At 66.6% G+C, this 21,028-nt stretch carries 26 protein-coding genes; 14 read left to right on the plus strand and 12 right to left on the minus strand.

Features of this window, described 5'->3' with window-relative positions; all coding sequences use genetic code 11:
* Positions 1 to 11: 11 nt before the first annotated feature.
* The gene (locus AR323_RS15280; protein ID WP_057882552.1) at positions 12 to 875 is read right to left on the minus strand and encodes a cold-shock protein; all 864 of its coding nucleotides are present in this window, start codon (positions 873 to 875) and stop codon (positions 12 to 14) included.
* A 248-nt stretch (positions 876 to 1,123) separates the two neighbouring features.
* On the opposite strand from AR323_RS15280, the gene AR323_RS00650 reads away from it, so the two are divergent.
* From AR323_RS00650 to AR323_RS00675, 6 genes are all read left to right on the plus strand, one after another.
* On the plus strand, positions 1,124 to 1,921 hold the full coding sequence (locus AR323_RS00650) for a TerC family protein (RefSeq protein ID WP_057882017.1): 798 nt from the start codon (positions 1,124 to 1,126) through the stop codon (positions 1,919 to 1,921).
* Positions 1,918 to 2,364 (plus strand): TIGR01244 family sulfur transferase, encoded by a 447-nt coding sequence (locus tag AR323_RS00655; RefSeq protein ID WP_057882018.1) that lies wholly within the window; start codon positions 1,918 to 1,920, stop codon positions 2,362 to 2,364. Before AR323_RS00650 ends, AR323_RS00655 begins: the two co-directional genes overlap by 4 nt.
* 158 nt (positions 2,365 to 2,522) lie before the next feature.
* Positions 2,523 to 2,918: a hypothetical protein gene (locus tag AR323_RS00660; protein ID WP_057882019.1), complete on the plus strand. Its 396-nt coding sequence runs from the start codon at positions 2,523 to 2,525 to the stop codon at positions 2,916 to 2,918.
* A 10-nt stretch (positions 2,919 to 2,928) separates the two neighbouring features.
* Positions 2,929 to 3,867, plus strand: a complete 939-nt coding sequence (locus tag AR323_RS00665; protein WP_057882020.1) for a sterol desaturase family protein — start codon at positions 2,929 to 2,931, stop codon at positions 3,865 to 3,867.
* A 65-nt stretch (positions 3,868 to 3,932) separates the two neighbouring features.
* Positions 3,933 to 5,519 carry a GMC family oxidoreductase gene (locus AR323_RS00670; protein WP_057882021.1) on the plus strand — a complete coding sequence of 529 codons (1,587 nt, stop codon included), beginning with the start codon at positions 3,933 to 3,935 and terminating at the stop codon, positions 5,517 to 5,519.
* On the plus strand, positions 5,509 to 5,871 hold the full coding sequence (locus AR323_RS00675) for a YkvA family protein (RefSeq protein ID WP_057882022.1): 363 nt from the start codon (positions 5,509 to 5,511) through the stop codon (positions 5,869 to 5,871). The genes AR323_RS00670 and AR323_RS00675 overlap by 11 nt, the downstream gene beginning before the upstream one ends.
* Before the next feature lie 134 nt (positions 5,872 to 6,005).
* On the opposite strand, the gene AR323_RS00680 is transcribed toward AR323_RS00675, so the two are convergent.
* The 5 genes from AR323_RS00680 to AR323_RS00700 all read right to left on the minus strand — a co-directional run bounded on the left by AR323_RS00680 (position 6,006) and on the right by AR323_RS00700 (position 10,743).
* Positions 6,006 to 7,385 carry an ammonium transporter gene (locus AR323_RS00680; protein ID WP_057882023.1) on the minus strand — a complete coding sequence of 460 codons (1,380 nt, stop codon included), beginning with the start codon at positions 7,383 to 7,385 and terminating at the stop codon, positions 6,006 to 6,008.
* A gap of 31 nt (positions 7,386 to 7,416) precedes the next feature.
* On the minus strand, positions 7,417 to 7,755 hold the full coding sequence (locus AR323_RS00685; protein ID WP_057882024.1) for a P-II family nitrogen regulator: 339 nt from the start codon (positions 7,753 to 7,755) through the stop codon (positions 7,417 to 7,419).
* Between the two features lie 163 nt (positions 7,756 to 7,918).
* Positions 7,919 to 8,620, minus strand: coding sequence for an endonuclease/exonuclease/phosphatase family protein (locus AR323_RS00690; RefSeq protein ID WP_057882025.1), 702 nt, complete (start codon positions 8,618 to 8,620; stop codon positions 7,919 to 7,921).
* 18 nt (positions 8,621 to 8,638) lie between these two features.
* Positions 8,639 to 9,217 carry a pyridoxamine 5'-phosphate oxidase family protein gene (locus AR323_RS00695; RefSeq protein ID WP_057882026.1) on the minus strand — a complete coding sequence of 193 codons (579 nt, stop codon included), beginning with the start codon at positions 9,215 to 9,217 and terminating at the stop codon, positions 8,639 to 8,641.
* Entirely contained in the window at positions 9,217 to 10,743 is a 1,527-nt protein-coding gene (locus AR323_RS00700) for a helicase HerA-like domain-containing protein (protein ID WP_057882027.1), read from the minus strand. Before AR323_RS00700 ends, AR323_RS00695 begins: the two co-directional genes overlap by 1 nt.
* Positions 10,744 to 10,844: 101 nt before the next feature.
* Between AR323_RS00700 and pabB the strand changes: the two genes are divergently transcribed.
* The 8 genes from pabB to AR323_RS00740 all read left to right on the plus strand — a co-directional run bounded on the left by pabB (position 10,845) and on the right by AR323_RS00740 (position 17,368).
* Positions 10,845 to 12,635 carry an aminodeoxychorismate synthase component I gene (gene pabB / locus AR323_RS00705; RefSeq protein ID WP_057882028.1) on the plus strand — a complete coding sequence of 597 codons (1,791 nt, stop codon included), beginning with the start codon at positions 10,845 to 10,847 and terminating at the stop codon, positions 12,633 to 12,635.
* Positions 12,632 to 13,282 carry an RluA family pseudouridine synthase gene (locus tag AR323_RS00710; protein WP_057882029.1) on the plus strand — a complete coding sequence of 217 codons (651 nt, stop codon included), beginning with the start codon at positions 12,632 to 12,634 and terminating at the stop codon, positions 13,280 to 13,282. Before pabB ends, AR323_RS00710 begins: the two co-directional genes overlap by 4 nt.
* On the plus strand, positions 13,275 to 13,700 hold the full coding sequence (gene arfB / locus AR323_RS00715) for an alternative ribosome rescue aminoacyl-tRNA hydrolase ArfB (protein WP_057882030.1): 426 nt from the start codon (positions 13,275 to 13,277) through the stop codon (positions 13,698 to 13,700). Before AR323_RS00710 ends, arfB begins: the two co-directional genes overlap by 8 nt.
* A 128-nt stretch (positions 13,701 to 13,828) precedes the next feature.
* Entirely contained in the window at positions 13,829 to 13,996 is a 168-nt protein-coding gene (rpmG, locus tag AR323_RS00720) for a 50S ribosomal protein L33 (protein WP_057882031.1), read from the plus strand.
* 123 nt (positions 13,997 to 14,119) lie between these two features.
* Entirely contained in the window at positions 14,120 to 14,743 is a 624-nt protein-coding gene (locus AR323_RS00725; RefSeq protein ID WP_235510439.1) for a LolA family protein, read from the plus strand.
* A 281-nt stretch (positions 14,744 to 15,024) separates the two neighbouring features.
* A complete protein-coding gene (gene xth / locus AR323_RS00730; RefSeq protein ID WP_057882033.1) occupies positions 15,025 to 15,810 on the plus strand; it encodes an exodeoxyribonuclease III in 786 nt (261 codons plus the stop codon).
* A 5-nt stretch (positions 15,811 to 15,815) separates the two neighbouring features.
* Complete coding sequence (gene ribA, locus AR323_RS00735; RefSeq protein WP_057882034.1) at positions 15,816 to 16,871, plus strand: GTP cyclohydrolase II; 1,056 nt, start codon at positions 15,816 to 15,818, stop codon at positions 16,869 to 16,871.
* Positions 16,868 to 17,368, plus strand: a complete 501-nt coding sequence (locus tag AR323_RS00740; protein WP_123321873.1) for a GNAT family N-acetyltransferase — start codon at positions 16,868 to 16,870, stop codon at positions 17,366 to 17,368. Before ribA ends, AR323_RS00740 begins: the two co-directional genes overlap by 4 nt.
* A gap of 3 nt (positions 17,369 to 17,371) precedes the next feature.
* Here AR323_RS00740 and asd read toward each other — a convergent pair whose 3' ends face one another.
* From asd to AR323_RS00770, 6 genes are all read right to left on the minus strand, one after another.
* Positions 17,372 to 18,208: an archaetidylserine decarboxylase gene (asd, locus tag AR323_RS00745; RefSeq protein ID WP_057882035.1), complete on the minus strand. Its 837-nt coding sequence runs from the start codon at positions 18,206 to 18,208 to the stop codon at positions 17,372 to 17,374.
* A gap of 31 nt (positions 18,209 to 18,239) precedes the next feature.
* Positions 18,240 to 18,503, minus strand: a complete 264-nt coding sequence (locus AR323_RS00750; protein WP_057882036.1) for a DksA/TraR family C4-type zinc finger protein — start codon at positions 18,501 to 18,503, stop codon at positions 18,240 to 18,242.
* A 55-nt stretch (positions 18,504 to 18,558) separates the two neighbouring features.
* The gene (locus AR323_RS00755) at positions 18,559 to 19,542 is read right to left on the minus strand and encodes a right-handed parallel beta-helix repeat-containing protein (protein WP_057882037.1); all 984 of its coding nucleotides are present in this window, start codon (positions 19,540 to 19,542) and stop codon (positions 18,559 to 18,561) included.
* 63 nt (positions 19,543 to 19,605) lie between these two features.
* The gene (locus AR323_RS14890; RefSeq protein ID WP_057882038.1) at positions 19,606 to 19,854 is read right to left on the minus strand and encodes a hypothetical protein; all 249 of its coding nucleotides are present in this window, start codon (positions 19,852 to 19,854) and stop codon (positions 19,606 to 19,608) included.
* A gap of 3 nt (positions 19,855 to 19,857) precedes the next feature.
* Positions 19,858 to 20,826 (minus strand): alpha/beta hydrolase, encoded by a 969-nt coding sequence (locus AR323_RS00765; protein ID WP_057882039.1) that lies wholly within the window; start codon positions 20,824 to 20,826, stop codon positions 19,858 to 19,860.
* Position 20,827: 1 nt separating this feature from the next.
* Positions 20,828 to 21,028: a hypothetical protein gene (locus AR323_RS00770; protein WP_057882040.1), complete on the minus strand. Its 201-nt coding sequence runs from the start codon at positions 21,026 to 21,028 to the stop codon at positions 20,828 to 20,830.

The following is a 21,028-nucleotide window of genomic DNA, read 5'->3' on the forward strand; positions in this document are numbered from 1 at the left end:
TCGCCGACGGATCAGCCCTGGACGGGCACCAGGTTGACCGCCGAGTGCTTGCCTCGTCGATCGACCTCGAGGTCGAACTCGTACTTCTCACCCTCGTTAAGGCTCGAAAGGCCCGAACGCTCGACCGCGCTGATGTGCACGAACGCGTCCGGCTGGCCATCGTCGCGGACGAGGAAGCCGAAGCCCTTCATCGAGTTGAAGAACTTGACCGTTCCGGTCGCCTTCTCGCCGGTCAGCTCGCGGCGGGGCGCTGCTGCACCCGCGCCGAAGCCACCCCGGTCGCCGCCGCGATCACCGCGATCCTCGCGCGGCGGGCCGCGGTCGGTCACGGGAACGACGTCGCCGATGATCTGGAGATCCTGGGCCGAAATCTTGCCGCCACGGTCGACGAGGTTGAACGCCAGTTCCTGGCCTTCGCCAAGACCGGCAAGTCCGGCACGCTCGACCGCGCTGATGTGAACGAAAACGTCCTCGCCGCCTTCTTCCTGGGCGATGAAGCCGAAGCCCTTCTGGCCATTGAAGAACTTGACCGTGCCCTTTCCGGCACCGACGACTTGGGGAGGCATGCGGTTGAAACCGCCGGCGCCACCACCGCCGCCTGCGCCGCCACCGGGACGACCGCCGCCGAAGCCGCCGCCACCACCGCCGCTTCCGCCGCGGTAGCCGCCGCCACCGCCGCCGCCGCCGCCGCCGAAGCCGCCGCCGCCGCCGAAGCCGCCGCCGCCACCGAATCCGCCACGGTCACCACCGCCGAATCCGCCGCGGTCGCCGCCACCGAAATCGCCGCCACCGCCGCCGAACGGATCGAAGCCGCCTTCTTCACCGAAACCGTCGCGCTTGTCCTTGCCCCGACGCCGCCCTCTATCGTAACCCATAACCTGCTTCGTACCTTCGTATTCTCGCCGCCCCTGCTCCATTCCCCGAATCGCGCGGGCGGAGCGCGCCGGGACGGGTCGGACAGCCGGATCGAAAGCCCGCCCCCGTGATTTAGCGAGGGTTCATAGCGCAAGACCTGCCCTGTTGCGAACGATTTAACGCTTGGCGTCCCGCGGCCAGACACAGAGTCGATCCCGGTCCCCCATGCCGGCTTGTCAGACCGCGCGGGCGAAGGCATTGCGCCGCGATGGACATCATGGCTCTGCTCAGCGATCCGGCCGCCTGGCTCGCGCTTCTCACACTGATCGCACTCGAAGTCGTGCTCGGGGTCGACAACCTCATCTTCATCGCGATCCTGTCAAACAAGCTGCCCCCGGAACAGCAGTCGAAGGCGCGGCGGATCGGCCTGGCGCTGGCTCTCGTCATGCGAATCGGCTTGCTCATGCTGATCGGCTGGCTCGTGACGCTCACGAACCCGCTGTTCGACCTCGGCCTCGTCGGTTCGCCCAATGCCTATGGCGAGCCGAGTTTCGAGACGGCCTTCTCGGGTCGCGACCTGATCCTCCTAGCCGGCGGTCTGTTCCTGCTGTGGAAGGCGACGAAGGAAATCCACCACTCGATGGAGCCGGAAGACAACTCGGGCGACCTGCTCGACAAGACTCCCGGCGTGGCTGCCGCCGCTACCGCTACCTTTGGTGCGGTCATCGCGCAGATCATCGCCATCGACCTCGTCTTCTCGGTCGATTCGATCCTGACTGCTGTGGGCATGACCGACGAAGTGCCGATCATGGTCGCTGCGGTCGTGTTCACGGTCGGCGTGATGATGGTCGCTGCCGACCCGCTGGCGCGCTTCATCGAGCACAACCCGACGCTGGTCATGCTCGCACTGGCGTTCCTCGTGATGATCGGCCTGGTCCTGATCGCGGACGGTTTCGGCTTCCATGTTCCCAAGGGCTACATCTACGCGGCGATGGGCTTCTCGGTCGGGGTCGAAATGTTGAACATCTTCCAGCGCCGACGCCGCCAGCGGAAGAGAGAGGCATGAGCGACTTCCGCAAGCTGTCGGATACGATGTTTGCCAGCCCGCAGATCGGGCTCGACGACGTGGCGACAGCACGCGACCTAGGCATCGCTCTCATCGTCAACAACCGGCCCGAGGGTGAGAGCCCCGATCAGGTGCCCGGCGAGGAGATCGAAGCAGCGGCCAGAGATTTGGGAATCGCCTATCTCGCCATTCCGATCACCCACGCCGGATTCAGTCATCCGCAAGTCAGCGCTTTGGTCGAAGCGATGCAGTCCGCAGATGGTCCCGTCCTCGGTTACTGCCGCTCGGGCACGCGTTCGACCCTGCTGTGGGCGCTCGCGCGCGCAAGCATGGGCGAGGATCCGGCGGCGCTGGCCGACGCAGCAGCCAACGCCGGATACGATGTCGCCGCTATCCGACCGGCGATGGATGCGCTGGCCGCTCAGGCTGGCAATGGCAACTAATCGCCTTGGCCGCCAGTTGCGGTAGAATTCGCGAAGACAAATCACCCATATCGATGGAGCGGTAACCCAAGCGATCTGCCGCAGGGCTGGAATCGTCCTGCCGTTGCGCGTCGCAAGCCCGCTCGACGCGCATCAGGAGCTATGGCAATCGCCCCGACATGACTGCCGAGCTGATCCAGATGGGTGCCTCGCTTTTCGCTATTCTCGCGCTTGCGTGGATCGCGCTGAAGCTCGGACTGGGCGGTGATTCGCGCATTCGCGATGAGGCGCACCTTCGCGAACTGGCCGAAGAAGCGCTCTACGGTTTCGAGCCGATGGAGATCGCTATCGACCGCGCCGGTGTCGCTGCGCTGGCCCGCGATGCGGACGGGCGGGTCATGCTGCTGCGCCGCCATGGCGCGCACTTCGCCTCGCGCCTCCTGGACGGACACACGCATGTGCGGCTCGATCGACAGTTCCTAGTCGTGGGCACCAGCGACCGGCGGTTCGGCGAGATCACGCTCGACCTTGGCGATTCAGCTGCCACTTGGGCGGCGAGCCTCAGGCGGCTATAGCCCGACCACGATGCCCGATTTTTCTCCCGTCGACTATGCCGTGCCCGGCTTCGTGGCGCTCGTCCTGATCGAGATGGTCTGGGCGCGCCGGATGCGGCGCGAGGCATACGAGCCGAAGGATACGCTGACCTCGCTCGCGTTCGGACTGGGATCGACGGTCTCCGGCTTGCTGTTCGGCGGGGCCGTGGTCGCGCTGTTCCTGTGGCTGTGGCAATTCCGTCTGTTCGACGTGCCGTGGACTTGGTGGGCCTGGGGATTGTGCTTCGTCCTCGACGATCTCGCCTATTACTGGATTCACCGCTTCGGCCACCGGGTGAGGTGGTTCTGGGCCAGCCACGTGAACCATCATTCGAGCCAGCACTACAATCTGTCCACCGCGCTGCGTCAAACCTGGACGGGGTTCCTGACGCTCGGCTTCGTATTCAAGCTGCCGCTGGTGCTCGCCGGTTTTCATCCGGTGATGATTGCGGTGTGCGGCGGCTTCAACCTGATCTACCAGTTCTGGATCCACACAGAAGCTATCGGCAAGATGCCGCGCTGGTTCGAGGCGGTGATGAACACACCGAGCCACCACCGCGTGCACCACGCCACCAATCCGCGGTACCTCGACCGCAACTATGCCGGCGTGTTCATCGTCTGGGACCGGATGTTCGGCACGTTTGAGGAGGAGCGGCCGGACGAGGAGCGTATCCGCTACGGCATTGTGAAACAGCTCGGCAGCTTCAACCTGCTGTGGTCGGTATTCCACGAATGGATCGGAATCGCGCAGGACATGCGCCGCGCGCCGTGGCGGCACAAGCTGTCTTACCTGCTGCGCGAACCCGGCTGGACTCACGACGGGACCCGCGAAACCAGCGAAATGATCCGTGCGCGCTGGCAGGCCCGTCAGGTCGCGCGAAAATCGGTTGCGGGCGAAAACCCGATTGCGGAGCCGCGCGAGGCTGCCTAACCTTCCCGTCAATGAAAGCGCGGCCATCCTTCGGGACAGGTTCGAGCGCGAGGGAGAGGGAAGCAATGGACGAATTCGACGTCATCGTGATTGGCGGCGGCAGTGCCGGCAGCGCGGTTGCCGGACGGCTGGCGGAGGCCGGGTGCAGCGTGTGCCTGCTCGAAGCAGGTGGCCGTAACGACACGATGCGGGTCAAGACGCCCGGCTTCATGCCGTTCCTGCCCGACGCGGTGAACTACCGCTACGAAACCGTCCCGCAGAAGGGCCTCAAGGGCCGCACTGGATACCAGCCGCGCGGTCGCGGCCTCGGCGGGTCGAGCGCGATCAACGCGATGATCTATATCCGCGGCAACGCATGGGATTACGACAACTGGGCGTCGCTCGGCTGCACCGGCTGGGCATACGACGACGTGCTGCCCTATTTCCGCAAGGCCGAGCACAACGAACGCGGGGCGGACGATTTTCACGGCGCGGACGGCCCGCTGAATGTCAGCGACCAGCGCCACGCCAATCCCGGAAGCATCGCTTTCGTCGAAGCCGCCGCGCAACTCCAGCTTCCGCGCAACGCCGATTTCAACGGAGCCAGGCAGGACGGCTTCGGCCTTTACCAGGTAACCCAGAAGGGCGGCGAACGCTGGTCGGCGGCGCGCGCTTATGTCGAGCCGCTGCGCGGCAATCGCAATCTCGACGTGCGGATCGGGGTAACGGTCAAGCGGATCGAGATCGAACAGGGCCGCGCGACCGGCGCGACCTATATCGTCGCCGGCAAGGAGCGCACCGTGCGCGCGCGGGGCGGCGTGGTGCTCTCGGCCGGGGCGTTCAACAGTCCGCAGATCCTGATGCTGTCGGGCGTCGGGCCCGCCCAGCATCTGAAGCAGCACGGCATTGAAGTGGTCCGCGACGTTGCCGCCGTCGGCGACGACCTGCAGGACCACATCGACTATGTTTCGAGCTGGGGGACCGACAGCAAGGACTTCTTCGGAGACAGCCTTGCCGGCACCTGGCGCATGGTCAAGGCCATCGCCGAGCACCGCCGCAAACGAACCGGCATCATGACCACGCCGTTCGCCGAATCGGGTGGCTTCTGGACGGTCATGCCCGGCGCCCCTGCGCCCGACGTACAGTGGCACTTCGTCCCGGCGATGCTGGAAGATCACGGCCGGACCAAGGTGAAAGGTCACGGGTTCTCGCTTCACGCCTGCGTCCTGCGACCCGAGAGCCGAGGCACCGTTCGCCTGGCGAACGCCGATCCGCAGGCCGCGCCGGCGATCGACCCCAACTTCCTGGCCGACGAACGCGACATGGCGGTGCTCCGCGCCGGCGTGCGCTTGTCGCACCGGATCGTTTCGGCACCGGCGCTGGCGGAATACGCTCCGCGCGACCGCTATCCGATCGACATCGACGACGACGACGCGCTCGACGATCTCATCCGCAGCCGGGCCGACACCGTCTATCACCCGGTGGGAACCTGCCGGATGGGCGCGGACGATGCGAGCGTGGTCGACACCGCACTCAAGGCGCGCGGCATCGACGGACTGTGGGTCGCCGACGCCTCGATCATGCCACGGCTCGTATCGGGCAACACCAACGCGCCGAGCATCATGATCGGCGAGCGGTGCGCGGACTTCGTGAAAGCCACGCTTGCGGCTTAGGGAGCGGGCCAAGCTACTCAAGCGCGAGGCGCTGACGCTCTGGATCGCGGCGCGGGACCCGCGCACGCCGCTGGTCGCAAAGCTGCTGGCCGGTGCGGTCGCGGCGTATGCGTTCAGTCCGATCGACCTCATCCCGGATTTCATCCCAGTGCTGGGACTCCTCGACGACTTGCTGATCGTGCCCCTCGGGGTGTGGGCGGTGTTGAAGCTCGTCCCGGCGCCCCTCCTGGCCGAATATCGCGAGGAGGCCGCGCGCCTTGCCGAGCAGCCGATTTCCAGACGTGCTGCGGCGATCATCATCGCGCTCTGGATCGCAGCAATCGCCTTGGCGGCGGGGCTGATCGCTCGATAGCGCTCCCGTCTGACAAAAAAGGGACCGGAAGCGGATGGCTTCCGGTCCTTCGAAGGCGTTGTTCGCAGGAGGAACATCGGATGGCGGGGCCGGGGGAAAGGAGAGGATATCCCCCGACCCCGCCAAGCTGGTGATCAGTTGTAGGCGCGCTCTCCGTGCTCGCCGATGTCGAGACCGTCGTATTCGACTTCGGGGGTGACCCGCAGACCGGTGACGAGCTTGACGATGAATGCAGCAATCGCGGTGCCGATAGCGGCCCAGCCGATGGCAACCGCCACGGCGATGATCTGGGTCGTTACCTGGGCAGCCATTGCGGTCGAGCCGTCGCCCGGGCCACCGAACTGCGGCTGATAAACGATACCCGTGCCGATCGCGCCGATGATCCCGGCCACGCCGTGGATGCCGAACACGTCGAGCGAGTCGTCGTAACCGAACTTCGACTTGAGCTTCGACACCGCGAAGAAGGCGACCACCGAGGCGACGATGCCGAGAATGATTGCGCCGAACGGCCCGCTGTTGCCCGCCGCGGGCGTGACCGCGACGAGACCGGCGATCACGCCCGAGGCGAACCCGAGTGCCGAACCCTTGTGACCAGCAAGACGCTCGGTGACCATCCAGGCAAGAGCGCCCGCGGCCGTGGCGACGAAGGTATTGATCATCGCAAGGCCCGCGGTGCCGTCGGCTTCGAGCTCGGAACCCGCGTTGAAACCGAACCAGCCCACCCACAGCAGGCCGGCGCCGACCAAGGTAAGCGTCAGGCTGTGCGGCGGCATCGGCTCGGCAGGATAGCCACTCCGACGACCGAGGAACATGGCGAGGACAAGCGCCGAGACACCGGCGTTGATGTGCACCACGGTGCCGCCCGCAAAGTCCAGTGCGCCCATCTCGAACAGGAGGCCGCCACCTGCCCAGACCATGTGTGCGATAGGGAAATAGACGATCGTCAGCCATATTGCGGTGAACAACATTGCCGCGGAGAATTTCAGCCGCTCGACGGTGGCGCCCAGTACCAGCGCGGCGGTGATCGCGGCGAAGGTCATCTGGAAGCTGATGAACACGTATTCGCTGATCACTTCGTCGGAGAATGTGGCAGCCGTGCTGTCGGTCGTAACGCCGGCGAGGAAGAACTTGCCCCAGCTGATGAAGGCGTTGCCTTCGGGCCCAAAGGCGAGGCCATAGCCGTACATCACCCATATCAGCATGGCGAGGCACGCGGCCCCGCCCACTTGGGTCATCGTGGACAGCATGTTCTTCGAGCGTGTGAGTCCGCCGTAGAACAGCGCGAGGCCCGGAAGGATCATGAGCAGGACGAGTACCGTCGCGATCATCATGAAAGCGTTGTTGCCCGGATTGGGCACGGCGGCGGCGGCTTCCGCGGCTGCCGGAGCCGTAGTTGCGGCGGCCTCTGCAGCTGCCTCGGTCACCGCTTCGGCGGCGTTCTGCGCAAAAGCAGCGGTGGCGGCGAGCATCGAGGCTCCCGTGGCAACCGCGCCGGTAACGAGTTTGCGGATCATCTGATTACCCCTCATGAGTCCAGAGCGCGGATTACAGCGCGGTGTCGCCGGTTTCGCCGGTGCGGATGCGCGTGGCGGAGGCGAGGTCGAGCACGAAAATCTTGCCGTCGCCGATGGCTTCGGTGCGAGCCACAGCGGAAATGGTCTCAACCACCTGCGGCGCGACGGCATCGCTGGCGGCGATTTCCAGCTTCACCTTGGGGAGCATATTCGTCGAATATTCGGCACCCCGGTAGATTTCGGTCTGGCCCTTTTGACGCCCGAAGCCCTTGACCTCGGTCACGGTCATGCCGGCGATGCCGATGCCCGATAGCGCTTCGCGCACTTCGTCGAGCTTGAACGGCTTGATCACGGCGATGATGAATTTCATCGATGCCCCCTCGATACCCCGCCGGATGCTTTCCGACTTCGCAGGTGCAGCAAGAGCCGTGCCAGTCCGGCTATCGGGACGCGCGAGAGCGACTTAAGGGGCAGCGCGCAGTCGGCCACCGCACAACCGCGCCATTCCGTCTGCCTAATATGTGGGCAACTGCCTACTTTTGACGCAGCTCGAGTTTCGCCCATACCGGCAAGTGATCTGATGCCGCCGCTGCCATCGCACTGTGATGCACCCCGGTGCCGATCACCGTCCATTCGTGCGAGGCCACGATCCTGTCGAGATGGGCGACCGGCTGACGACTCGGGAAGCTCCGTCCCGGAGCCAGCGACTGCCAGGCGCTGCCGAATTCTCGCATGGCACCGGTGCCGACGCCCCACTGGTTAAAATCGCCCATCAGCACCGTGGGGCAGTGCCCCTCGCACTCGTCCACGTGCGTCAGGATCGCCTTGATCTGGTCGCGCCGCCGCAGACCTGAGAGGTCGAGATGCATGCCCAATGCCCGCAGGCGCACCCCGTCGACCGAGAAGTCGCCCCGTACGGCACCACGCGGTTCAAGCCGGGGCAAGGCGACCGCGTGCGCTTCGATCGGCTCGAACCTCCGGCGAACGAGTATGGCGTTACCGTGCCAGCCCAGACTCGTCGCGCGGCGCGCCACGGGAAGCGCGCGCCACGGACTGTCGTCGATGGCGGAGCGCTCCAGCACGCTGTCGCGTGTCCCGAAGCGAAGATCGCACTCCTGCAAGGCGATCACGTCCGCGTCGAGTTCGCGCAGCACCGTCAGGATGCGATCGGGATCGCGCCGACCGTCGGCCCCCACACCCTTGTGGATGTTGTAACTGGCGAAAGTAAGCTGCACGCGTGGGTTCAACGCGACTCAGTCGCGAACGGTCCCGTGCTCGCCGGCGATGTAGCGGTCTGTGGGCCGCGCGGGCAGCCCGTCGATGCTGGCAATCCGCGTGGAGTATTTCGCCGCCCATTCGGCCGGATTGGCCTGCGCGTGGTACTTGACCAGTGTCGCTCGGTCTTTTTCGTAGTCCATCAGCGGCACGCCCCAGCCGCAGCTCGTCTGCACGCTCTCCACGGCGATGTCGAATATCTGCCGCGTTCCGGGCAGCAGTTCGAAATGCGCCGCAAGCTCGGACCAGTCGGGATCGGCCGGAAGGACGGGACGACCCCGCCCGTAAATCCGCAGGATCAGCGCAGGCTGGCGGAAGTTGCATACCATCAGCGTGATGCGTCCATCCGCCAGCAGGTGCGCGTTGGTCTCGTTGCCCGAACCCCCGAGATCGAGATAGGCGACCCGAGTGGGTGAAAGCACCTTGAGCGTCTCTTCCAGTCCCTTGGGGCTGAGATTGATCCGCGTGCCTTCCGCTGCCGTGGCGACGAAGAAGATCGGTTGCGCCTCGATCATCGCAACGTGGTCGGGCAGCAGGGTGTCGGTGAAATCGGCCATCAGCGCATCAGCCCGCCGATGATGTTGCGGACGAAGGCGGAAACGCCGGTCTGCAAGGGATTGGCGCTCGACTTCTTGCCCAGCACGCTCGCCACCGCGATCGAGGTCAGCGATCCGGCTGCGGCGGTCGCGGCAGCCTTCCCGGCCTTGCCCCACATGGAGGTGGACTTGCGTTCTCGCTTTCCGACTTCCTCGCGCCCCTTTTCCTCCACTTCGACGGCGGTGGCAGCCGCGTCCGCGGCCTTGCGGGCGAGCACCTCCTCGGCACTGTCGCGGTCGACACGCTCGTCGTATTTGCCGTCGTGCGGGCTGATCGACTGGATGATCGCCCGCTCCTTCGCGTCGATCGGGCCCAGGCGGCTGCGCGGCGGCTTGACGAGTGTGCGCTGGACGATCGACGGCGCGCCGTCTTCCATCAGCGTCGATACCAGCGCCTCGCCGGTCCTCAGTTCGGTGATCGCCGTTTCCACGTCGAGCGCCGGATTGATGCGGAAGGTTTCCGAAGCCGCGCGGATCGCCTTCTGGTCGCGCGGGGTGAATGCTCGCAGCGCGTGCTGCACCCGGTTGCCGAGCTGTCCGGCGATCTTTTCGGGAATGTCGATCGGGTTCTGCGTCACGAAATAGACGCCCACGCCCTTCGACCGCACCAAGCGAACGACCTGCTCTACCTTGTCCTGCAGCGCACTGGGCGCGTCGTCGAAGAGAAGGTGCGCCTCGTCGAAGAAGAACACGAGCTTCGGCTTTTCAGGGTCGCCGACCTCGGGCAGCGTCTCGAACAGTTCGGCCAGCAGCCACAGCAGGAAGGTCGCATAGAGCTTCGGGCTCTGCATCAGCCTGTCGGCGGCGAGCACGTTGATCACCCCGCGTCCCCTGTCGTCGGTGCGGATGAAATCCTCGATCTCGAGTGCCGGCTCACCGAAGAACATCGCCCCGCCCTGGCTGTCGAGGCTGAGGACCTGGCGCTGGATCGTGCCGATCGAAGGCTTGGTGACATTTCCGTATTTCGCCGACAGCGCGCTTGCGTTCTCGCTCGTGTGCGCGAGCATCGCCTGCAGGTCTTCAAGGTCGATCAGCAGCAGGCCCTGGTCGTCGGCGAAGCGGAAGACGATATCGAGCACGCCCTGCTGCGTGTCGTTCAGGTTGAGCAGCCGACCGAGAAGCAGCGGGCCCATTTCGGAGATCGTCGTGCGGATCGGATGGCCCTGCTCGCCGTAGAGATCCCAGAACACCACCGGATTGTCGGAATAGGCGTAGTCGGTCATGCCGATTTCCCGCGCGCGGGTCTCCAGGCTGGCCGCATGCTTGAAAGTCGGAGAGCCCGGCATTGCGATCCCCGAAAGATCGCCTTTCACGTCGGAGAGGAACACGGGCACGCCTTCGGCCGAGAAGCTCTCGGCGAGGCCTTGCAGCGTCACCGTCTTGCCGGTGCCGGTCGCGCCCGCGACAAGCCCGTGGCGGTTGGCGCGCGACAGTTCGAGATACTGCCTCTCGCCGTTGTCGGCGAGGCCGATGAATATCTGACCCACTTCGTGCGTTCTCCCGCTTCCTCAAACCGCGGTGTCGCAGGCCGGCCCCCAAGCGGTCAAGCGGCCTCGACAGGAAAGGCGAAGACGCTAAGGCATGACGGATGGCCGCGCGCACTCCATTCGTACTGCTCGACGACGCGCGTGCCGACGGCGCGGCGGACGCGCACCTGTTCGAAAATCCGCGGCAGGTTTTCGTCGCCCGGCGCGCAAGCGACGTGGCCGCCGTGCTGGCTGCCGCCGACGCGGCGCGGCAGGCTGGCGGTACCCTGGCCGGCTACATCGCCTACGAAGCAGGCCTGGCGCTCGAACCGAAGCTGGCGGCACTGGCCGACGCGCGGACCGGGGCGGCCGGCCCGCTGGTCTGGCTCGGCCTGTTCGACGAGGCCAAGGTGCTCCCGGCAAGCGCCATGGCGGACTGGCTGGCCGAGCGAGCGAGTGGCCCCGCCAGTCTCGGCCCACTCGATCCTCAGATTACGCCTGGCGCTTACGATGACGCGTTCGCCGCGCTGCAGGAAGCGATCCGCGCAGGCGACATCTACCAGGCCAACCTGACTTTCCCCCTAGCCGGCAGCTTCCGCGGCGATCCCATGGCGCTTTACGCGAAGCTTCGGGCCGACGCGCGCAGCGGATACGGCGGCGTCGTGTTCGACGGTCAGCACTGGTTGCTGAGCTTGTCCCCGGAACTGTTCGTCAGCCTCAAGGGCAGCGAGGCGAAGGCCAAGCCGATGAAAGGCACCCGGCCCCGCGGCGCCGGCGAAGCTGCGGATACGGCACTTGCGGAGGAACTCGCACAGTCGGTCAAGGATCGGGCCGAGAACCTGATGATCGTCGACCTGATGCGCAACGACCTGTCGCGCGTTGCCGAAGCAGGCACGGTGCGGGTCGATGCGCCGTTCTCGGTGGAGACGTATCCGACCGTCCATCAGATGGTGTCCACCGTCAGGGCACGGCTGGCTGCGGACAGAGGCGCGATGGATCTGGTGCGCGCGCTGCTCCCATGCGGGTCGATCACGGGTGCGCCCAAGATTCGCGCGATGGAACTGATCGGCGATGTGGAGCGCGATGCGCGCGGACCCTATTGCGGGGCGATCGGACGGATCGAATCAGGCGGCGACGCTGCCTTCAACGTGGCGATCCGCACGCTCCGCCTGACCGAAGTGGAGAACGCGCACGGTACTGCGGTCTTGGGCGTCGGTTCGGCGATCGTCGCCGACAGCGACCCTATCGCCGAATGGCGCGAGTGCCACATCAAGGCCGGGTTCGCACTCCGCTCGGCGGCAGGCTTCGACCTGATCGAGGCGATGCGGTTCGATCCCGACGCCGGAATCGCGCTTCTCGAACTGCACCTCGAACGCATGAAAGCGAGCGCGGCCAAGCTTGGTTTCGCCTTCGACCGCCACGCCGCGCGCAACCGCATTCAGGCGCTGTGTTTCGAACTGGAAGCGCCCGCCAAGGTCCGGCTGTTGCTGGCCCGTAGCGGGGCGACCGCGCTCGAAGCGCGAGCGCTGGGTGACACGCCTCCCGAAACGACCTGTATCGCGCTGCCGCTCCCGGTCGATCCGGGCGACCAGCGGCTTGCGCACAAGACTTCGGACCGATGGTTCTACGACGCCGGCTCTGATGCCGCGCGCGATGAAGGCGCACATACGGCGCTGTTCGTGCGGGACGACGGACTAGTGACCGAAGCGATGACCGCCAATGTCTTCGTCGAGCGCGACCGAGTCCTGCTAACTCCGCCGGCATCGCTCGGCCTGCTACCCGGGGTCCTGCGCCGTTCGCTGCTCGAATCGGGCGCCGCGCGCGAGGCGGAGCTGGCCCTGGACGACCTGGCCAACGGATTTCTCCTGGGCAACGCGGTGCGCGGCCTGATGCCTGCGAGGCTGCAACAATGATTCCGATCCTGTTCGAGGACGGCGAAGCGCTGGTCATCGACAAACCTGCCGGCTTGCCGATCGAGCGCCCCCGCGCCGGTGGCCGTTCGCTCGACGATCACCTTGCCGAGCTGCGGCTGGGTTTTCAGCGCGACCCTGTGGCGGTTCATCGGCTCGACACCGACACCAGCGGCTGCCTGCTGCTCGCGCGCAACCCCAAGGCACTGGTGCGCTTCAACCGGGCGTTCGAGGATCGGGTGGTCGAGAAGCGCTATCTCGGCATTCTGGCGGGCGAACTCGCGGACGATGAAGGCACGATCGAACTCGCATTGAGCAAGATCAGCTCTGTCGAGAAAGGCTGGCGGATGATCCCGGCGCGCAAGGGCAAGCCGGCCGTGACCCACTGGCGCAAGCTGGCGACAGAAGGCGGGACGACCCTCGTGGAGTTCCGGCCGGAGACCGGCCGCACGCACCAGATTCGCGTCCACGCCGCCAGCGGTCTCGGCATCCCGCTGCTCGGCGACCCGGTGTATGGGCGCAAGGGATCCGCCGCCCGCACGATGCTCCACGCCGCCGGCCTCGTGGTCCCGCGCGACGGCAAGCCGGCGATCGAGGCGGCAGCGCCGATGCCGGCGGATTTCACGCGGCTCGGCTTCGCCGATGGCTGAAGGCAGCGATCCGGTGGGTGAGGCGGTCGCCCGCGCGCTCGCCTCGGTCGAGGAAAGCTTCTTCGCCGCGTCGGGTCCGGGCGGGCAGAACGTGAACAAGGTCGCGACCGCCGTGCAGCTGCGGCTGAACGTCTATGCCCTGCGCCTTCAACCGCAGGTGTTCGCCCGGCTCAAGACCGCGGTGGGCAGCCGGATGACCGCCGCTGGCGAGATCGTGCTGACCGCCCGGCGCTTTCGCACGCAGGAGGCCAACCGGGCCGATGCACGCGAGCGGCTCGCCGGACTGATTCGCGGCGCCTTCGATGCGCCCGCCCCCCGGGCGAAGTCGCGCCTCAACCGGATCGGCAAGGAAGCGCGCATCAAGGAGAAGAAAACCCGCGGGACCATCAAGGCCAATCGCGGCAAGATCGAGTGGTGAGCAGGTCCTCTCCGGCTTGACTTTCGCACGCCTTTGCACCAATGGCCGCCCCCGACGGGCGGTGCGCGTGCGCCGCCCTTGGTATTTCAGGCCAGCTGTGGCCGAATCAAAACTTACAGGAATTTGCCATGGCGAAGCCCGCAACCGTCAAGATCCGGCTGGTCTCGACCGCCGACACCGGCTTCTTCTACGTGACGAAGAAGAACCCGCGCAACCACACCGAGAAGTTCACCTTCCGCAAGTACGACCCGGTTGCGAAGAAGCACGTCGAGTTCAAGGAAGCCAAGATCAAGTGATCCTGGCTGAACGCCCGGAACTCTTGGGGTTCACAGGGTGTTCAACGCTCCGCACCTAACGACCGGAGCATGCGAAACTTGACCAATATTTCGAAATCGATCCTGCGCGCCGGACCCCTCAAGATGGTGGTCGCCGGCGCGCTGGCCGTTGGCACGCCTGCCGCACTGCTAACGCTGCCCGCCGCGCCCGTAGCGGCCCAGCAGGGCCAGCTCGACCAGGCGGTCGCCGCGCTGCGCGGCATCTCGACCATGAAGGCCGACTTCACCCAGACCGACCGCAGGGGCCAGACGCTCTCGGGCGTGCTGACGCTCAAGCGTCCCGGCAAGATACGCTTCGAATACGGCAAGGGCGCCGATATGCTCGTCGTGTCGAACGGCAAGTCGCTCTACATGGTCGACTACGAAGTGAAGCAGGTCCAGCGCTGGCCGATCGGCAGTTCGCCGCTTGGAGCGCTGCTCGATCCCAACCGCGACGTGAAGCGCTTCGGCAAGCTGGTGCCCGCCGGAAACGACAGCGTCGTCGGCGTGGAAGTGCGCGACCCGAAGCGTCCCGAGTTCGGCGTCATCACGCTCATCTTCGTCAAGAATGCATCGGCGCCTGGCGGGCTGCAGCTCGCAAGCTGGGTCGCGCTCGATTCGCAGAACGGGCGAACAACGGTGCGGCTGTCTAACCAGCGCTATGGCGTGGCGGTGGCCGACAGTGCGTTCAGTTTCCAGGACCCGCGTCGCTCGTCCGGTCGCCGGTAAGCCTCGCTTCGCCGGACAGGCGTTCGGCGACTGCGACAAACGGCGGCGCGCGTTCATGCAGGTGAAAGCCGGGGCGGCGTAAACCTCTCCTTGCGGAACGGCTCGAGGCGGGTTTCCCCCCTGTTGCCCGACCTTCTCAAGAGGCCGCCCGCAAGCGTGACGAACGCTCAAGAACGAACCCTCGCGCCAATGCCCCCGGCGCGGGGGTTTTTCTTTTCCCGCGCTTCAGTCGGCGGAGGACCCTCTCTTGCGGCGAACCGCTGCGCTGCTATCCGCAACGCATGATCTCCGTTGCCACCTGGAATATCAATTCGGTTCGCCTGCGACTGGACCAGGTTGGCCGGGTGCTGCGCGAGCAGCAGCCCGACGTCTTGTGCCTGCAAGAGATCAAGTGCCAGGAGCACCAGTTCCCCGCAGCCGCGCTTGCAGAGCTCGGCTATGTGCACCAGGCGGTCCACGGGCAGAAAGGCTATCACGGCGTGGCGACGGTCAGCCGCCTGCCGTTCCGCGAGTTGCACCGGCACGACTGGCAGGACAACGGCGAGGCGCGCCATGTGGGCGTCGAACTCGACGGGTCCGGCATCGTGATCGAGAACGTCTATATCCCTGCGGGCGGCGATGTGCCTGATCGCGAGGCCAATCCGAAGTTCGGCCAAAAGCTCGATTTCCTCGACCGCATGACCCGCTGGGCCGACTCGCTCGACCGGCCGACGCTACTGGTGGGCGACTTCAACGTCGCACCGCTCGATTGCGATGTCTACGACCACAAGGCGTTGCTCAAGGTGGTCAGCCACACAACTGTCGAGGTCGAGGCGCTGCAGAAGCTGACCGACGCGCATGGCTGGGTGGACCTGGGTCGCCAGTTCATCCCGGCGCCCGAGCGTAACTATTCGTGGTGGTCGTACCGGAGCTACTGGCGCCAGAAAGACCAGGGGCGGCGGCTGGATCACATGTGGGCGAGTCCCGACCTTGCCAAGCAGGCGCGCAGCCATCGTTTCGTCGAGGATACCCGCCGCTGGGATGCGCCGAGCGATCACGTACCGCTGGTGACGGAGTTCGACCTCTGAACGAGGTGTCCCCGGCACGGCGCGCGGCGCAGGCGGTCGACGCATTGCGGCACGGCTGGGCGATCGCGCTCGACGGCGGACCCGTCCTGCTTCCTGCCGAAACCGCCTATGCCGCCGTGGCTACATCCGAACGGATGCTGATCGGGGCGGCGCGGGCGGAAACGCTCAGGCTCGCCAACCAGCGCGAGGCGGCCGTGCCGCACGCGCCGGTCCTGCTCCGCGGCGCGGAGGCGTTCGACCTTGCCGCGGCGCGCGCGGTGGCCGATCCTGCTCTCGACCTCGCCAATCCGATGAAGGGCCCGTTCCGCGCCGAGCCGCTTGACTGGACCGAAGGCGCCACAGCGGCGCTCGAACTCGCGCGGATCGCGGGCATCCTGCCGGCCTTCCTCGTCGATCCTGCAAATGCCGGCGAAGCCCAGCGGTTTGGGCCGACGGACCTAGCCGCATTCGTCGACCCGTCACGCCTGGTCATTGCCGCGCGCGCGCATCTACCGGTGGCGGCGGGGGAGGAATGCGAGATCTTCGCCTTCCGCGCCCCCGACGACCTGCGCGAGCACGTGGCACTGATGTTCGGAGATCCCAATGGAGATCGGCCCCCGCTGGTGCGGTTGCATTCCGAATGCCTGACCGGCGACGTGCTCGGCAGCCTCAAGTGCGACTGCGGCCCGCAGCTCGACGCGGCGCTGCACGCGGCCGCGCGAGAGGCTCGTCATGGCGGCTGGGGCGTCGTTCTCTACCTCCGGCAGGAAGGGCGCGGGATCGGCCTCGTCAACAAGCTGCGCGCCTACCGGTTGCAAGACGAGGGGTTCGACACGATCGACGCCAATCGGCGGCTTGGTCTGCCGGACGAGGCGCGCGACTTTCCGGTCGCGGCGCGGATGCTGGGACTGATCGGCGCGCGGCAAGTTCGGTTGATGACCAACAACCCCGAGAAAGTGGCCGCGCTCGAAGCGGCAGGCGTCCAGGTGACCGAGAGGGTGCCGCACCGCCTGCCCGACAATCCCCACAACGCCCGCTACCTTGCCACCAAACGCGACCGGGCGGGGCACCTATTGCCGTGATCGAGGTTGCGTTGCGCGCGGAAAGGCCGGGCGACGAGGCCGCGATCCATGCACTTACACTGAAGGCATTCCGCACCCAGCAGCACTCAGGGGGTAACGAGCAGGACATCGTCGACGCGCTGCGCCGCTCTGGCGATCTTTCGCTGTCGCTGGTCGCGGAAAGGGATAGCGCCATCGTCGCGCACATCGCCTTTTCGCCAGTGACGATCAGCGACGGCACCCCGTCATGGTACGGGCTCGGCCCCGTCAGCGTAACGCCCGAATTGCAGGGCGAGGGGATCGGGTCGACGCTGATTCGGCGAGGAATCGCCGAGCTGCGCGCGATGGGCGCTCGCGGTATCGTACTGTTGGGCGCTCCGGCTTATTATGGCCGCTTCGGCTTCGCGCACGATCCGGCCCTCGCCTATCCCGGCCCGCCTGCCGAATACTTCCAGCGCCTCGTCCTCGCGGGTTCCGCGCCGACCGGGACAGTGACTTACGCGCCGGCCTTCGGCTGACTGCTAGAGCCGGCGACCGATCGCTTCGCCCATGCGGACTTTCGCGCCGGGGACCAGCGTGTCGAGCCACTCGACCTGCCCCGCTTCGAACAGCAGCACGACGGTGGAGCCGAGGTAGAACCGGCCCATCTCGTCTCCCGCGCCAAGTGCAATGTCCCGATGCGCGGCATCGATCACCGTGCGGCCATGCGGCTGGACCCGCCCGCCCCACACGGTCGCGATCCCCGCCACGATCATCGCGCCGACCATTACGCTGGCGAAAGTCCCCAGCTCTCCATCGAACAGGCAGGAGAGCCGCTCGTTGCGGGCGAACAGGTTCTCGACCCCTTCAGCGGTCACCGCGTTGACCGAGAACAGATCGCCGGGGACGTAGACCGTCCGCTTCAGCGTTCCGGCCGCGGGCATGTGCACCCGGTGGTAGTCCTTGGGCGAGAGATAGATCGTGGCGAAGCGGCCGCCTTCGAACCGGGCAGCCGCTTCCCCGTCGCCGCCGAGCAGTTGAGCGACCGAGTAGTCTCGACCCTTGGCCTGCACGATCCGCCCGTTCGCGACCTGCCCCGCCTGGCTGACCGCGCCATCCGCCGGACTGAGGACGAAACGCGCGGCATCGGCCAGCGGGCGCGCACCGGGCTTGAGTGCGCGGGTGAAGAAGTCGTTGAACGTCCGGTACTCGCCGAGCGGCCGCTCCGCCTCGGCCATGTCCACGTCGTAGGTCGCCGCAAACCGGCGGATCAACACATCCTTCAGCCACGGATTGGTGCTGTCGGCGAACCGGCCGGCGAGCTTCGACAGTGCGTGCTGCGGCGCAAGGTGCTGCGCGCGTATGAAGGCTGAGCTCATGACGAGGCGATGGACAGGACCGCGGCGTTCGTCAACGCAACTGGCTGTCCTTGCTGCCCCGCCGGTTGATTGCCGAATGACGCACCGCGCCATCGCGTTCGGCCTGACAAGCGATGCAGGTGCGCACACCCGGCAGCGCCTCGCGCCGACGCGACGCGATGGGCTCTCCGCAATCGTCGCAGAATTCGGCGCTCGGCCCGGTCGGCGTACGTGCGCGTGCCGCCGCCACCGCATCTTTCACCGTGTCGTCGATCTGATCCTGCACCGCACCGTCGCGGGTCCATCCGCCTGCCATCGTCGCGCTCCTTGCCCGATCAACCGGCCAGGCGGGACGCGGGTTCCGGAAACGCTCAGCGTTTCTCGAACAGGCGGAGCCCGGTACCCAGCGCATTGGCGTCCAGTTCCAGCCGGTCGCCCGACCAGTCAGCGACGAAAGCGGTGGTGCGGCGCACGTTCGGGGCGAGACGGGCGTCGTTGTCCGCGATCGTTAGGCCGTCGGCGCTATGCGCATGGTTCTCCGCCGCGACCGCGATGAAGGCGGAGTAGTTCTCCTTGTCGCGCCCCTGCACGAACCAGTTGTTGGCGATCCGGCCCGTCGCGCCGTCGGGCAGGTCGATCATGTAGTTGGTCCCGCGCCCCGCCGAATCGTCGAAGCTGTTGCTGGCGACATCGACCGTCCTGGCGCGCGATTTGAGATAGTGCCCGCCGGTCCCCCGCTCGAAGCGGCTGCGGGTCACTTTAAGGCTGCCGTAGTCGCCGATGTAGATCGAGTGCGCGCACCCCGCCGAGTTTTCGCAGGTGCCGAGCCCGGAGAATGTCGTCTTGTCGATCACGATCGCGCTGGCGGGATCGTCGGCGGTCAGGATGCCCTGCTGGCTGTCGAGGAACCAGCTTTGCGCGATGGTGAGGTCGCCCTGTTCAAGCCGCACGCCTGCGCCGTTGCCGTCGGGCACCGCCATGCCGTGGAACACGAGGCCGGACAGACGCGCACTGCGGCCCCGCAGGACGAGCGCGGCCTTGCCTTCGCAGGTGGTCCGGTCGAACACCGCCTTGCCCGGTTCGCTCGCCACGATGGTCAGATCGCCGGCTTCCTGAACGGCGCATTCGCGATAGGTGCCCGGTGCCACTGCGATCGTGCCACGCCCGGCGCCGATGGCATCGACCGCCTGTTGCAGCGTAGGATAGGCGTTGCCGCTTTCCACGATCGCGAACGGGGCGGGCGCAGCAGGCTGGGCGAGGACGACGGCGGCGGGAATGGCGGCGATCGCGATCACGGCCAGAACGAGGACAGGAGTCAGCGACGGGCGGGGCGTGGTGCGGGCAAAACGGTCCATCGCGGCAGACTAGGAAATAAGGGTTAAGGCCGCGCTAAGCCTTTCAACGGACAGCGCGCCGGCTCAGCGCCAGCGCCCCGGGGTCCGGTTGCGGGCGATCACCATCATCAGTCCGGTCGCAAGCACCATGCCGACCGCCCACATCACGTAGTCCGCCATGCTCGGGCGAACCAGCAGACGCGAAAGGCCCATGACGACGCCGATATAAGTCACGATAACGACCCAGCCCTGCCACGCGGTCGGCACACCCGAACCCTTGCCCCGCTTCTTGGGCGCGAACCAATCGCCCGGCTCGAAGAACTTGTGCAGCATAGGCTATTCTCCCTTCCTGCCCGCCGGAGCGGAGACGAAGCTTGCAATCGCCTCGACCAGTTCGGGAGCGATCGGCAGCGAAGGGTCGGCATAGGCGGCGTAGTTGGCCGCGGGCTCGTTGCTCGTCACGTTCTTGAGGACATGGTTCATCGCTGGAGCCACCACATAGGTCGCCGATGCCTTGCCCGCGTGGAGCGCCTCGCCGTCGGCAACGGTGATCTGCAGATCGCGATCGCCCTGAACGATCAGCACAGGAAGATCGACGCCTGCCAGGAGAGTCGCGGGATCGCGCGACAGCATGTCGATCAGGTATCCCTGCACGGCCGGCGCAAACAGCCCCTGCAGGGCCGGGTGCATGGCGCCGACATCGACCCGCTCGCCCTTTTCCAGGCGCTCGATCGCGCTCATGGCGTCGGGGAGGAGAGGGGCATTGGCGGGATTGGCGGAGAGCTGTTCGCGCAGGATCGTGCCCATCGGGCGTCCGGGTGCGGCGACCAGGATCAACCCGCACAGGTGCCGGGCCTTTTCGGCTGCGACGAGCGCCACCAAACCGCCTTCGCTATGTCCCAGGAGCCAGACGCACTGGGCGCCGGTGGCATCGCGCGTGGCATCGATCCATGCCAGTACGTCTGTCGCGTAGGCGTCCAGCGTGACCGCGTTGGCGTCTGCCACCGCCGCCTTGCTGCCGAACATCCCGCGCTTGTCGATCCGGACCGTACCGATGCCGCGCGCGCCGAGCGCCTCGGCCAGCAGGCGATAGGGTGCCGCGGTGACGCCGGCGGGGTTGTTGCCGTCGCGGTCGGTGGGGCCCGAGCCGGGGATCATCAGGATGACCGGCTGGCCCTCTGCGGGCCGGACGAGCGTTCCGGCGAGAACTCCCTGCGGCCCGGCGGCGGTCAGCGGCTCCTGCCCAAAGGCAGGGGAAGCGGCGGCAAGCAGCATTCCCGCAAGCGATACCAGGTGGGCCTTCATTTCAATCCTCCTTCGGCGGGCGCCCGCGGCGCGCCGCCTCGGTTTTCCCGACATGGACGCCGCGCGCCTTCAGAGCTTCGCGCAGCAACATCTCGATCTCGGCGTTCGCGCTGCGCAGTTCGGCGCCCGCCAGTCGCTCTACCGCGGCGAAGACCGCCGGGTCGAGGCGAAGGGCGAACGCCTTTTTCTGCGAGCCGCTCAC

The sequence above is a fragment of the Tsuneonella troitsensis genome (assembly GCF_001441535.1).
GTDB lineage: Bacteria > Pseudomonadota > Alphaproteobacteria > Sphingomonadales > Sphingomonadaceae > Tsuneonella > Tsuneonella troitsensis.